The organism is Streptomyces maremycinicus, from assembly GCF_001184025.1.
Classification (GTDB): domain Bacteria; phylum Actinomycetota; class Actinomycetes; order Streptomycetales; family Streptomycetaceae; genus Streptomyces; species Streptomyces maremycinicus.
Map to the genome: position 1 here is coordinate 39,476 of NZ_BBYG01000022.1, position 13,759 is coordinate 53,234.

The window sequence follows — 13,759 nt, forward strand, 5'->3', positions numbered from 1 at the left end:
GGCGGTGTCCGGCTGTCCGCCGGACCGGAGGGGAGGAACGACGCGCCTTACGTTCGGGTGCGGGAGAGCGGCTCATCGGGCCGGGCGGGGTGGAACACCCAGAAATTGGGCTCCGCGTAGACACCCTCGCCGTCGCCCGGCACCTCCAGGGGTGCCAGTGCTCCGGGTACGAGGTGAGGTCCGGGTCCGGGCAGGGGGTGCCCGGTGAAGGCTTCCCACCGGGCGATCGGCTGACGGATGACCAGGGACCGGTCGCAAGGGGCGAGCAGTTCGGCGCCCAGTGCGGCGTGGGTGGCGAGCCAGGGGTCGAACGGCGTGCCGTCCGCCCGCTGCCACGTCGCGTACGCGGCCATCGGGACGAGCGGGTAGCGCGCCTTGCGGGTGGGGCGGACGGGAATCAGCAGGCCGAGCCAGTCCGCCCCGGTGGCGGCGGACCGGGCGAGGGTGAGGAGCCGTTCCGCCGTGCCGGTGCCGCGCAGGTGCGGCGCCACGCTGACCGACAGCATGCACAGGGTGTTGGGGGAGCCGTGGCCGGTGCCGGAGAAGGCGGAGACGAGGACGTCGTCCGACCCCTCGGGGAGTCCGTCCACCGTGCCGTCCCAGTGGACCGGAAGCCCGTTGGCCACGGCGACCAGCCGGCCCTCCTCGTCCAGGACGCAGAACTGATGGGCGGCGCAGGTGTCGTAGAGCCGGTGCCAGCGCCAGTTCCCCGGCGACTCCCAGCTCATGAACTCGGGCAGGTTGCCCGTGACCAGCCGGTCGATGGCCGGTTCGAGGTCCGGCCGCCGGTCCAGGGTGGTCACCGTGAACGGACCGAGGTCGTCCATGGCCGTCGTCAGCCGATGAGCCGGGTGGACGAGGTGGCCCGCATGGCCCGGGACTTGCGTAGGTCGTGGGTGACGTTGATGCGCTTCAGCCACCGGTCCGTTCCGTCGTAGCGGGCGGTGAAGGGCACTCGGCCGTGCACGACACGGTGATTGTTGATCACCAGGCAGTCACCCTGCTCCAGCGCCACCTCGCGCAGACCCGCGTCGATGACGGCGATCAGTCTGTCCAGCGCCCGCCGTGCCTCGGGGTCGGTCTCGGGAACCTCCATGAAGTACGGGTCCAGCCGCAGGTACGGTTCCTGCCGGGGACCGAAGAGGACGGCGACCGGCCTGCGCTCGTGTATGAGCTTCTCGAGCGTGGCGAAGCGTTCGGTGTCCCCGTCGGACGGGCGGGAGTTGTTCTTGGGCAGATGCGATTCGTCGGGCGCGATGTGGAAGCGCTCCTCGAACAGCACCTCCAGATCCGTCGGTGGAAGCGCGTGGGCGACGTACTCGCCCACCGTGGTGGCGACACGGTCAGGGTTGCGCAGGGACGCCAGCACCAGATAGTCCCCGCGGTAGGGATGGAAGGCGTCCTCGGTGTGCCAGGTGAGGGTCTCCTTGCTGCCCAGACCCAGCTGGTCGTTCTCGTGCTTGCGCACGGGGAAGATGTCGTGCACCAGCCGACCGTCCTGCTGGGTCGTCCAGCCGAAGGGTTCTCCGAGCAGTCCGGCGTACAGCAGTACGAGGATCTCCTCGGGGAACTCCGTGTTGGGGCGCGGCCGTTCGCGCCAGTCCTCGGGAGTGGGGCCGATACGTTCCTGATCGAAGAGGTGCCCGCTGACGACGCCGAAACCGGTGGGCTCCGCGGTCGCGAAAGCACGCAGGAAGCGCTGGGTGCGTACCGGGAGCCCGGTGGCGAGCCGAGGCAGGTCGAGAAGCAGATCCGGGTCGTCGTCAGCGATGTACCGCTCCGCGAGGCGGAGCGTCAGCTCGGCCGTCTGCTCCGCTTCGTCAGGAGTGAGGGTCAGGACGTGGCTCTTGTCAGTGTCCATTGCAGGTAGGTCCTTCGCTGCCGTCGGTGAGAGCGGACGTACCACCGTCCGGGGCGCTCCCGCTCCGGCCGGTCCCCGCGGCCAGCCAGAGAGCGAGCCGACGAGGGGTGGGATGGTCGAAAACGGTGCTCGCCCGCAGCCCGGGGGTGCTGGGGAGAACCGTGCGCAGTTCGGTGACCAGGCGCATGGCGAGGATCGACTGCCCGCCACCGGCGAAGAAGTCGGAGTCGGGCCCGACGCCGGGATCGTCCAGCAGTACCCGGAAGAGCCGCAGAACGGCGGCCAGCGGTGCCGGTTCGTCCCCGGCCGCCAGGTGCCTCCCGACGGACGCGCCGATGCCGGTTTCCGGGACGGTGGACCTGGCGGTGGGGCGGGACGCGGTGGCGAGCAGGGCGTCGAGGGAACGGCGGTCGACCTTGCCGTGTGCGTTCTTCGGCAGTTCGGCCGTCCAGAACAGCCGGTGGGGAACGGCCCAGTCGGGCAGCTCTGCGGCGAGACCGGCCAGCAGTTCCTCGCGCCGCTCCCCGGTGACGGGCAGCGCACCGCCCCGGGTCACCTCCGCGACGGGGCCGGCCGGAACGAGGCAGGCCGACAACGTGGTCCGGGTGCTCGCGTCGAGGAGGACCACGGCCTGGGCCACCCCGGGATCGGCCGTGAGCAGCCGTTCCACCGACGCGGGCTCCAGCCGGTGACCCCGTATCTTGATCTGGTCGTCCAGGCGGCCCCTGAACTCCAGGTTGCCGTCCGGCAGGATCCTGCCGAGGTCCCCGGTCGCGTACAGGCGCCGCCCCGGCGAACGGGGATCCGTGACGAAGCGCCGGGCGGTCTGTTCCGGATCGCCGAGGTAGCCCGACGCCAGTGAAGGGCCGCCGACATGGATCTCACCGATTTCACCGGCCGCGACCGGCAGCCTGTCGGGGCCACGCACGGTGACCTCGGCGTTGGCGAGCGGCGTGCCGATGGGGACCTCCTGGGCGTCCGCGGGCAGCCGGCCGTCGTACATGGTCGATGTGACCGTGCACTCGGTCAGTCCGTAGACGTGCACCAGAGGGGCGTGGTCGCGGCGTTCCCAGCGGCGCCAGTCGTCGGGATCCATCCGCTCGCCCCCGACGAGCACCCGGCGCAGTCCCGGTGGCGTCGTCTCGTTCCGGACGTCGAGCCAGTGGGCGTACTCGCGCCAGTACTGGGTGGACAGCTCCACGACCGTGACATCCAGGTCGCTCAGCATGCCGTGCAGTTCCTGCGGGTCCGGCGCCGTGCTGCGGGGGCGGCAGATCACCGTGCCCCCGGTCGTCAGGATCGGGAAGACCTCCTCGACGAGCACGTCGAAGCCCAAGGAGGCCAGTTGCAGCCACCGGTCCCCGGGGCGGAGGGCGAGCCGGTCCGCGGCGGCGAGTGAGAAGCCGTGCAGTGCGTCGCGTTCGATCTCGACGGCCTTGGGCCGGCCGGTGGATCCGGAGGTGAACATCACATACGCCGCCGTGCCCGGGGGTGCGGCGCTGTCGGGCGCAGGACCGTCCGGTTCGGCGCCGTCCAGGTCCGGGGACAGGTCGACCCAGGGGAGGGGCCCCGCGCCCGCGGACCGTCCGCGCCCGGCCTGCAGCACCGCGCTGACGCGGTCGATCCGTGCCGCCCGTGCCGCCTGCGGCAGTCCGTCCTCCAACAGGACGAAGGACGCCCCCGCCTCCAGTACGCCCAACATGCACATGATGGCGTCGACGGGAGCGTCCATCCGGAGAACCACCTGCCGCCCCGGGGCGGCGCCGGCGGCGGCCAGCCGGCCGGCGATCCGCTTCGCGACCGCGGCCAGCCGGCGGTAGGTCAGGGTGCGCCGCCCGTCGCTGAGGGCGACACGTCCACCGTGGCGGGCCACGACGGCACGCCACAGCACACGCAGCGCGTCGGACTCGACGACGGGATCAGGTGCGGTCATCGACGGGCTCCCCCTCCGGTCCGCAGTACCGAGGAGAGGGACGCGAGTCCGTCGGTGAGGTCCTTCTCGCCGCCGCCGAAGCCCAGCCGGACGGTGCCTTCGCGGCCGAACGCGGTACCGGGAACCAGCAGCGTCCCGTCCAGGTCCAGGAGTTCGAGGCAGAACCGCTCCGAATCCGTGACGCCGGGCAGTTCCAGCAGGCAGCAGACGCCGCCCTGCGGCGGCTTCCAGGCCACCAGCCCTTCGTGTTCCGCGACCCATCGCTCCAGTACGGCGAGGTTGGTACGAGCCTGTTCGCGCCGCGGCTCGATGAGGGCGTCCGCCGACCGCATGGCCGCTGTGGCGATCGCCTCCACGATCGGAGACAGGAAGAGGGTGCTGCGGTCACGCAGGGCGAAACTGCGCTCGATCAGCTCGGGTGGGGCGGTGCACCACCCCACCCGCAGGCCGGGCAGCCCGAAGGCCTTGGAGAAGGTGCCGTAGCTGATGGTGTCGGGATGCTCCAGACCCGGGTCCGGCAGGACCGGGCCGCTCCAGGACATCTCCGCGGTCGCGGCGTCCCAGACCAGAACCGCCCCCACCTCCCGCACCCGGTCGAGGAGCCGCCGGTACGCGGTCGCGGTCAGCGTCGTGCCGGTGGGGTTGTGCGGGAAGTTGACGATGACGGCCCGGGTGTCCGGTGGGATCGCCCGGTCCATGGCCTCGGGATCGGTGCCGGCGGCGGTGAAGTGGTCCAGGGGCAGGGGGCGCAGCCGGCAGCCGGCCAGTTGGGGATAGTGGACGAGCGCGTGGTAGAGCATATCCGGCATCACCACGAGATCGCCCTGCCGCAACAGCGTCGCCAGGGTGAGGGCGATCGCCTCACTGGAGCCGTGGGTGACCATGACCCGTTCGGCCCGGCCCGGCAGGTAGCGGTCGGCGATGGCCTGGCGCAGTGCGGGCGAGCCCTGCGAGGTGCTGTCGTCCACCGGTATCCCGTCCAGGTCCGTTGCGCCGAGACCGGTCAGCCGACGCGTTTCGGCGTACGTGTAGGGAAGCACTCCGCTGGAGCTGATGTCCCGTTCCGCTCGGTCGAGATGGCGCCGGTACCACTGTTCGAGCACCGGTGGTTCCTCGGACAATGCCGAATTGGAATACATTCGAGTCTGCGACACAACGAAAACCTCGGGGTATAAGGCTTTGGAGGAATGCAGGAATGGGTGAATCGCAAGTCCGGTGTGCGTGCACGTGATAAGTTCGCCGGAGGGAATCGGCGTGGACCGGGGCAAGTCGACCGGATTGATTAGATCCGTAACCGCACGACCGGCGCAAGTAACGTGAGTACGTGACATGACGGGCGCCGCCCCGCGTTGTCGCTGGTCGAGCCGCTGGAGCTGCCCTGATGGCGGCGCCGGCCTCGGATCCGGCGACGGGAAAGTCCGTTCGGACGGAGCGCCGCTCACTTCCTTTGCGCGTGATGACCGATCGCCTTCCGCATGGCACTATTGCCGTCGCGTGCCCGAGGATTCCGCCCGGCGGCGTTCTTCGGCCGGGAAATTCCGGCAGTTCTCTCCGCGGTGGTTTCCTGCTCGTACCGGTGTCAGCCACTGCCGCACGCCTGTCACCGAGAACGGACGGAAGGAGCTCGTATGGGACTCGCCGAGAGTGAGGTCCGGGGCCGCGCGCTGGAGTTGGCCGCGTCCCGCGGCCTGGGACTGAAGCCGGGAACCGCGGTCGTGAACGACGAGGGCTGGGACTTCTGGGTCGTGGAGGTCCAGGACCCGGACGGGTCCGACTGGATACTCCGGCTGCCTCGCCGGGACCGGAGCGCCGACGGGATCGCCGCCGAGGCGGCTGTGCTCTCCGTGGTCCGTCCTGTCCTGCCGGTGGCCGTCCCGGTCTGGGAACACAGCGATCGCTCACTGGTGGTGTACCGCAGGCTGCCCGGGGCGCCGGCCGGAGCGGAGGACCCGAACAGCCTCCGGTACCACTGGCACACCGGGGCAGGCGACAGCCCGCCCGGTGCGCGGTACGCGGTATCGCTCGCCGGGGCTCTCGCCCGCCTGCACGGGGTGGCCGCCCGTACGGCCGTCGAGGCGGGGGTGCCCTTCCGTCACCTGGCGGACGTCCGCCAGGAGATGGAGCGCACTCTCGCCGACGCCCGTACGGCCGTCCCGCTTCCGGCGACGTGGTACGCGCACTGGTGCGGCTGGCTGGACGACGACCGGCACTGGGCGCACTCCGCGCGACTGACACACGGAGACATGCATCCCGCCCACACGCTGGTCGGGCCCGGCACCGACGCGGTGACGGGGATCCTCGACTGGACGAACGCCTCCTTCGACGATCCTGCCGCGGACTTCGTCGACCCGTATCTCGCCGGGGGCAGGCCGCTGGTCGATCCGCTGCTCCGGGCGTATCGACGGGCCGGCGGGGGAGTGCCGGAAGGGATGCGGGACCGCATCGCCCTCCGCGCGTCGTTCCGCTGGGCGCATGTCGGACTGCTGGGAGTGCGCACCGGCCGTCCGCGGCTGACGGCGACAGCCCGGAACCGCTTGTCCGCCGGACCGCCGCCGCTGTGACGCCGGCCGTGGCGGGGGGCGGGCGGGCCACGACCAGGGTCGTGGCCCGCCGACGGTACGGGGCCGGGCCTCAACCCGGCGGCCCGGCAGGTGCCCGCGTCCCGGCGGGTGCCCGCGTCCCGGCCGGCTCGGTCACAGGTCGTCGGCCGGGAGAGGCTCCAACGGTGTACCGACCGCGGCGAGCACCGCGCGCACCGTCTCGTGGTCCAGCAGCGAGCGGCGGTAGACCGCGGAGCAGGCCAGTTCCGAGCCGGTGTCGGTGACCCAGACACTGAGATCGAACATGGCGGAGGTGAGGTCGGGCACCCGCGGGGTTGCGGAGGCGCCGTCGAGCGTGAAGTGGTTCGGCTCGTTGCCCGCGATGAAGAGGGAGCGGCGCTTCTTCGGATACTGCTCGCCCGTCGGGTCGACCTCGCGCACCTCGTCGAGCACCGTGGCGAAGGGCAGCCCCTGATGCTGGAGGGTCCAGAGCATCGCGTTACGGACCGCCTTGAGCGTGCTCGGCGTGTCCGCGCCGCGCGGTGAGTCGACCAGCACCGGCAGCAGGTTAACGAAGTTGCCGACGGTGCCCGCGGCCTCCGGCACGAAACGTCCGGGGAAGGGGCAGAAGAAGGCGAGCTCGTCATTGAGCAGGGCGGGCCGCAGGGCGCGCAGGATCTTCGTGGTGGCGACCATGAATCCGGTCACCCGGTGCTGCCGTACCTCCGCCAGATGTTGCCGGTACTCCTCGCCGCGCAGCGTGACCTGGACGGTGCCCCCGTGGGGCGGGCACTGCGACCACGGTGTCGCGTCGTTGACGAACATCTCCGGCACACCTCGCGGGAGGCGGGCGCGCCAGGCCGCGCGCAGCGCCTGGGCACCCGCGCCTTCGAGCACGTGGCGTTCCGCGACGGCGATCTCCGCGAGGTCGGGACGAGTGTGCCCGGTCCGGAAACCCTGTTCGTCGTCCGTCGCGTAGGCGTCGCTCACGTCGTTGAGGAAGCGGTTGAAGGACAGGCCGTCGCACACCGAGTGGTCGACCCTGATCACGAGCGCGAAGCCGGCTGCGGGCCCGTGCACACAGGCCACGTGGAGCGCTCGGCCCTCACGCACGTCCAGGTCGCGCACGATCTCCTCACCGGCGATCTTGTCCGCGGTGCGGCGTACCGCCTCCCAGTCGTCCGACGCCGACCGCACCAGTTCCACCAGCCCGGGACGGGGCGGACGGGTCCGGTACAGCGGGCCGTGCGACGCGTCGATGCGGTACTCGGCCGTCAGCGCGGGATTCACCGCCGCGGCCCAGCGCACCGCGCGGTCCAGCCGGGCCCGATCGACACGGAGGCCGGGGAACTCGAAGACCTTGCAGATGATGCTCTCCGCGGGGATGACGCCGTCCGGCCGCTGCTCCCGGCTCAGTCCCAGGGCCATCCGGTGCGGCAAGGGCCGCCACTGCGCATCGGCGTCCTCCGCAGGGGCCGGCCCCGCCTCGGGCCCACTGCCGGCGGACTCGCCCCGGGGGGCACTGAGCACCTGCTCGGCGAAATCCGACAGCCGCGGGTGGTCGAACAGCGTGCGAAGGGACACCTCGACGCCGAAACGGGCGCCCACGGCCTCGACCAGTGCCTCCGCCAGCAGCGAATGCCCGCCGAGTTCGAAGAACGAGTCCTGCCAGTCGATGTCGGGCACGCCCAGCACCTTCTGCCAGACCTCGATCATCCCCGTCCGCTCAACGGCGGCACCGGGCTCGGCTTCCGGCCGCCGTTCCGGCCGCAGCTCAGCCGCCGGGGCGGCGGACGGGGCGATCGGGGCGCCGACGGTCGCGCCAGGACGGTCCGCGATGGCGGCGAGCACGTCCAGGTAGTCCGAGGCCATGGCCTGCACCTGGGCGGGCCCGAAGACGCCCCCCGGATCCTTCCACAGCACGTGGGTGCCGGAGTTGTCCTCCCGCACCATGACGGCGAGCTGGAACCCGGCGTTGCTCTCCACGTCGAGCAGCCGCAGCACGGCACCGTCGAACTCCAGATGCTGCAGATCCGTGCCAGGGCGCAGTCCCGCATGCCAGTACTGGAACAACGCCTGGTGGGTCCGCGCATGGGCCTGCGGGCCGGAGAGCCCGGCAGCGCGCATGATGCTGGTCAACGGCAGCTCGCCGAACCGCAGGGCGTCCTTGACCTCCAGGCGCACCCGGGTCAGCAGGTCGCGGTACCGGTCGGAAGCGCGGATCCGGTGCCGGACAGGAAGCGGATTGACGAAATAGCCCACCTGATCGGCGAGTTCCGGGGTCGCCCTGCCGTGGAAGGGCACGAAGGCCAGGAGATCGTCGGAGCCGGAGCACCGGCGCAGCAGCGCGAAGTAGCCGGCGAGCAGGACCGTGACGTAGGAGACGCCGTGCTCCTCGGCGCACGCCCGCAACCGGGCCTCGAGGTCACGGGGCATGTCGTCGCCGAGCATCGTGTAGTGGCCCGGCCCGGTGTTCCGCCGCAGCTCGAAGTCGGGGCCGCCGTCGCCGAGGATCGCGCGCCAGTAGGCGCGGTGCGGCTGTCCCGTGTCCCCGTCGGCGAGTTCCCTGGAGCGTTCGGCGTGGTGGCGCGCCGCCGAGAGATCGGCCGCCGTCCCGTTAGCGGCCGGTCCCTCGCCGTACGCGGCGCGCAGCGCGTCCATCATGATCAGCACGGCCGCGCCGTCGTTGACGAGGTGGTGCGCCGCCACCAGCAGGGTCTGCGAGTCACCGCGGCGCAGGACGTCGATCCGCAGCAGCGGGCCGTTGCGCAGGTCGAAGGGCTGCTGCCACAGCCTCCGCAGCGCCTCGTCCCGGCTGCCGGCCTGTTCGGTCTCGCGCACCGGTATCGCGGGAGCGTCCGACCAGTCCAGCGCGGGGCCGTCCGGGGTGGTGACGACCCGTCCGCACAGCTGCGGATACCTGGAGGCGAGGGCCTCCACGGCTCGGCGCAGCCGGGGCAGGTCGAGGTGCCCATCCACCTCGAACGGGAGCGGGATGATGTTCGACCGCTGCTCGGGGTCGCGCTGCCACGCGACCCACATCGCCTCCTGGTTGACGGAAAGCGGAAGGCGCTCGGTCTCGTCGGTCATGCGAACCTGCTTTCGGTGAGGTCCTCACTCAGCGCCCTGCGATCGCTCTTGCCCGACGCGGTACGGGGAAGGTCGGTCATGCGGACGAACGCGCCGGGCACGAGATGGGCGGGCATCTCGGCCGCGACGAGTTCGCGCAGCCGCTCGGGGGTGAGTCCGGACTCGGTGGTGTAGTGCGTGGTGAGCATCGGTTCGCCGCGGCGGCTGCTGCCCGCCGTGACGACGGCGTCGAGCACTCCGGGTATGCCCCGCACCACCACCTCGATCTCCCCCGGTTCGATGCGGAAGCCGTTGATCTTGACCTGATGGTCGGCCCGGCCGACGAAGTGGTACGTCTCCTCCGCGGCGCGCAGGGCGAGGTCACCGCTGCGGTAGAACAGGCGGGGCGGCCCGTCCCCGACCTCCAGCATCCGGAAGCGTTCCGCAGTGAGGTCGGGCCGGTTGACATAGCCCACCGCGACCCCGACGCCCGCGACCCAGATCTCGCCGGTCTCCCCGAGCGCGACGGGTACGCCCTCGTCGTCGAGCACCGCGATCTCCCATCCGGGGATCGGGCGGCCCAGTTCGGCGGCGAACGCCCGGTCGTCCCCGGATGCGTCGAGCTCGGCGTCGCTGAAGGTCCGGGTGCTGGCGTAGACGGTGATCTCGGTGATGCCGTACGTGTTCATGAACTCGCAGTGGCTTCCGGCGGTCTCGCGCCAGATCCTGACATCGGCCACGTCGACCGCCTCGCCACCGAAGACGACGCGCCGCAGCGTGCTCGGCCAGCGCCCGGACGCGCGCACCTGGGCGGCCAGGTAGCGGAACACCGTGGGCACCACGCTCATGACCGTCACGCGGTGACGCGTCAGCAGGTCGATCGTGGCCCGCGGCGAGCGCACCACCTCGGTGGGCACCACCACCAGTGTGGCGCCGCTGGCCAGCGCGCCCCACATCTCCCAGACGGAGACGTCGAAGCAGTAGGAGTGCAGGAGCGTCCAGACGTCCTCGGTGCCGAAGTCGTACCCGTCCAGCACGCCGCCGACCAGCGCCGCGACCGACCGGCGGCGTACCGCCACACCCTTGGGCCTGCCGGTCGAGCCCGAGGTGTAGATGATGTACGCGGTGGAGTCCGGGGACGGCTCCGGAAGCCCCTCCCGCGGCCGCGCCGCGGCCTCCCGGTCGTACGCGTCGATGCGCAGCACGTCGGTCCCGGCCAACACCGCAGGCAGGGCACGGTCCGAGACGACGGCGGCGAGACCGCTGTCCCGGGCCATGAAGTCCAGCCGGGACTCCGGGTAGACCGGGTCGAGCGGCACATAGGTGTATCCGGCCGCGGCGACCCCGAGCACCGCGGTCACCAGGTCGACCGTGCGCCCGCAGTAGAGCCCGATCCGCACGTCGTCGTCGCCGAAGCGCTCGCGCAGTGAAGCGGCGAGCGCTTCGGCACGGTCGGCCAGCTCGGCGTAGCTCAAGGTTCGTTGCTCGTCGCGGACGGCGGGGTGCGTACCGCGCTTGGTCGCTTGGTCACGAAAGAGGGAGTACATCGCGCATCCATTCGTCTCGTCGCGGTTCACAGGCGCAGGTGCACACGGAGGCGGCGCAGCCACGCGTCGAGGTTCAGGGCGAATTCGACGTCCGCGCGGCCGAACCAGCCGCCGCGGTCGAGCAGGTCGGGATCGGCGGCGATCCGGCGCGCCGCGGCGATGTCGAGCAAGGGCCGCACGGGAGCGTCCGAGTCGTCGAGCAGGCCGCGCAGCCGTGCCGCCAGCGCGGCCTTGTACCGCGACGCGTAGGTAATCGGATAGGGCACCTTGGGCCGGGAGAGCACCGATTCCGGTACGAGGTCCCGCGCGAGGGTACGCAGCAGGCTCTTGCCCCGCCCGTCGTACCACTTCATCTCGACGGGCACGTTGTAGAGGTAGGAGAAGAGCCGGTGGTCGCTGAACGGGTAGCGCAGTTGCAGCCCGGCGGCGGCGGCGAGGCGCTCGGAGTGGTTGATGGCCTGGTCGAGCATGCGGGTGACGGTGAGGTAGTCGTACTGCCGTCCCAGGCGGTTGAGCTGGGGGTCGCTGGGCAGACAGGGCACCTCGTCGAGTGCCTCGCGGAATCTGAGGGCGAGATAGGCCTCCGAGCCGATCTCGGCCAGCAGCTTCGGATCGAACAGCCCGGTGCCGAGTCCACTGCGCGCGCCCCATTTCCACGCCTTCTCGACCCACGGGAAGGTGCTCAGCTCGTATCCGTCCTTGATCCGGCCACCGAGACTGCCGAAGACGGTGTCGGCCGCCTCACCGCTGAGCGCCACCGCGGTGTGCTCGGCGACGCGCCTGCTGAACAGGTAGGGGGTGATGTTCTTGTCACCGAACGGGCACGGGTAGTCCTTCGCCGCCAGCACCGCGGCCAGCACGACCGGGTCCGAGAGCTCCTGGGGACGGACGAGGACCTCACGGTGCTCGGTGTCCCACATCCGGGCCACGGCCTGGGAGTAGGGACGGTCGGGTACCGCCGCCGCCCCGTCGCCGAAGGCCACGGTGAACGTGCGTGGCGACCGGGCGGTCAGCCTCGTGGCCCAGCCCGTCAGCGCGCTTGAATCGAGGCCGCCGGAGAGGAGTATCGCCGGGTGGATGCCGCGCAGATCACGGGTGACGGCGTCCTCCACCAGTTCCCGTACGCGCGCCAGGGTGGCGTCGAGATCGTCTTCGTGGGGGCGGGCCTCCAGCGTCCAGTAGCGGCGCACCTCCTCGTGCGCTCCGGAGAGCACGACGACGCAGCCGGCCGGGACCTCCCGCACTCCGCGCAGGGCCGATCGTCCGGGGGGACGGATCTGCGTGATCGCAGCGCACAGGCCCTCGGCGTCCATCTCGGCCCGGAGCAGCGGATGGGCGACCATCGCGGCGAGGTCCGAGGAGAACAAAGTGCCGTCGTCGGCGCGCGCGTAGTGCAGCGGCGTGATGCCGATGCGGTCGCGGCCGAGGACGAGCCGCCGGGCGCGCGCGTCCCAGACGGCGAACGCGAAGTTGCCCTCGAGACGCTCCGCCACGGCAGTGCCCCAGGCCAGGTATCCGCGCAGCAGCACGTCGGCCGGTCCCGCACCGCGCTCCGCACCGAGGGCGCCGGCCAGGTCCTCGGTGTTCTGGAGGTAGCCGTCGAGGACCGCGACCGCGATGGTGCGGTCGTCCTCCCGGAACTCGGCGAGTCCGGTGCCTTCGGAAGACGTCGGGTCGGCGCGATGGGCGAGCATCGCCTCCCGGTCCGACCACAGCGAGGCGGCGCCCCGCGCGCGGGGGGTGAGGTATGCGATCAGCTGAGCGACGGTGGCGTCGGCCTCGCGCACATCGCGCGCCGGGTCCGTCCAGCCGGTGATGGCGCCCATGGTCAGCCCTTGTCCGACGGCTCGGTGGTCCAGGTCAGACGATCTCCCACGCGGATCCCGTGGCTTCCGGCGAAGCTTCCGCGCACCGTGCCGATGTCGGTCATATCCGGGAAGGAGGTGGAGCGATAGGCCACGACCTTACCGGGATCGGGCTGAAGATAGATCTGGTTCGTGATGTGAACCGCCTCGCACAGCGCGGTCCCGTTCAAGGCGAGCGCGAGCGTTCGGCCGTGCGGCAGTTCGCCGATCTCCGTCATGACCTTGACGTTGCCGAAGTTGTCGACGTGCGTGACGGTGCCCTCGACGATAGGCGTGTCGTCGATCTTCGACTCCTCGTACGGGTATGCGGTGAGCCCCGAGGTGTCGTCGGCCGCGATCCGCGCCACGATCGGCGCGATGAAGGTCTTCCCGGAAAAATTCTTCTGCGGCACGTCCCGGATCTCGTACACGTGCTTGATGCCGAGGTCACGCGCAAGCCAGCCGAAATAACCGAAGTTGGAACCGACGAAGATGTGGCCCGTGCGTGTCTCGCCCCAGATGGCGTCGTGCGACGGTCTCACGTTCGAGCCCTTCGAGACCAGTGTGTAGATCACCGTCCCCGCCGGATATCCTTCCGCCACCAGGCGGGTCAGGAAGGCCGCATTGACTTCCGAGAATTCTTCCACGGCTACGATCGGCTCGATCGCAATCGAGCTTCCCATCTCATCCGCCTCTTTGTAGACAGCGGCACGCAGCTCGTTGAAGGCGACATCTTTACAATCGGTGACCATGACAATTCGAGCCATTACAGAACCCTTCCTGTCGGGCTCAAGTATGTCGTCGGACCGGATTATCGCGCCAGGCTTCGCAGGCTTCACCAAGCTGTTTGGCATCATAAGGACAGGGGCTCATTGTTCCGCATACCGGTCATATGTGACCGTAGGTGCGGGTGGGACGACCGCAGGCTGTCCGGGTGCCGGCCGGAGCGGAGGATCCGTGCAGCC

At 70.8% G+C, this 13,759-nt stretch carries 9 protein-coding genes; 1 reads left to right on the top strand and 8 read right to left on the bottom strand.

Annotated elements, in window-relative coordinates; all coding sequences use genetic code 11:
* Positions 1-47: 47 nt before the first annotated feature.
* Genes AOQ37_RS33235 through vioD form a run of 4 tightly spaced genes read right to left on the bottom strand, consistent with a single transcriptional unit; the run spans position 48 to position 4,897 of the window.
* Complete coding sequence (locus AOQ37_RS33235) at positions 48-827, bottom strand: hypothetical protein (RefSeq protein WP_062650043.1); 780 nt, start codon at positions 825-827, stop codon at positions 48-50.
* 8 nt (positions 828-835) lie between these two features.
* A complete protein-coding gene (vioC, locus tag AOQ37_RS33240) occupies positions 836-1,861 on the bottom strand; it encodes an arginine beta-hydroxylase, Fe(II)/alpha-ketoglutarate-dependent (RefSeq protein WP_062650045.1) in 1,026 nt (341 codons plus the stop codon).
* Entirely contained in the window at positions 1,851-3,794 is a 1,944-nt protein-coding gene (locus AOQ37_RS33245; protein WP_062650047.1) for an amino acid adenylation domain-containing protein, read from the bottom strand. The genes vioC and AOQ37_RS33245 overlap by 11 nt, the downstream gene beginning before the upstream one ends.
* Positions 3,791-4,897, bottom strand: a complete 1,107-nt coding sequence (vioD, locus tag AOQ37_RS33250; RefSeq protein WP_062650049.1) for a capreomycidine synthase — start codon at positions 4,895-4,897, stop codon at positions 3,791-3,793. Before vioD ends, AOQ37_RS33245 begins: the two co-directional genes overlap by 4 nt.
* Before the next feature lie 525 nt (positions 4,898-5,422).
* On the opposite strand from vioD, the gene AOQ37_RS33255 reads away from it, so the two are divergent.
* A complete protein-coding gene (locus tag AOQ37_RS33255) occupies positions 5,423-6,355 on the top strand; it encodes a macrolide 2'-phosphotransferase (RefSeq protein ID WP_062650051.1) in 933 nt (310 codons plus the stop codon).
* Between the two features lie 132 nt (positions 6,356-6,487).
* Here AOQ37_RS33255 and AOQ37_RS33260 read toward each other — a convergent pair whose 3' ends face one another.
* Genes AOQ37_RS33260 through AOQ37_RS33275 form a run of 4 tightly spaced genes read right to left on the bottom strand, consistent with a single transcriptional unit; the run spans position 6,488 to position 13,561 of the window.
* Positions 6,488-9,424, bottom strand: coding sequence for a condensation domain-containing protein (locus AOQ37_RS33260; RefSeq protein WP_062650053.1), 2,937 nt, complete (start codon positions 9,422-9,424; stop codon positions 6,488-6,490).
* On the bottom strand, positions 9,421-10,950 hold the full coding sequence (locus AOQ37_RS33265) for an amino acid adenylation domain-containing protein (RefSeq protein ID WP_062650055.1): 1,530 nt from the start codon (positions 10,948-10,950) through the stop codon (positions 9,421-9,423). Before AOQ37_RS33265 ends, AOQ37_RS33260 begins: the two co-directional genes overlap by 4 nt.
* Before the next feature lie 26 nt (positions 10,951-10,976).
* Positions 10,977-12,776, bottom strand: a complete 1,800-nt coding sequence (locus AOQ37_RS33270; RefSeq protein ID WP_062650057.1) for an asparagine synthetase B family protein — start codon at positions 12,774-12,776, stop codon at positions 10,977-10,979.
* A 2-nt stretch (positions 12,777-12,778) separates the two neighbouring features.
* Positions 12,779-13,561, bottom strand: coding sequence for an SAM-dependent chlorinase/fluorinase (locus AOQ37_RS33275; RefSeq protein WP_159401398.1), 783 nt, complete (start codon positions 13,559-13,561; stop codon positions 12,779-12,781).
* Between the last annotated feature and the right edge of the window lie 198 nt (positions 13,562-13,759).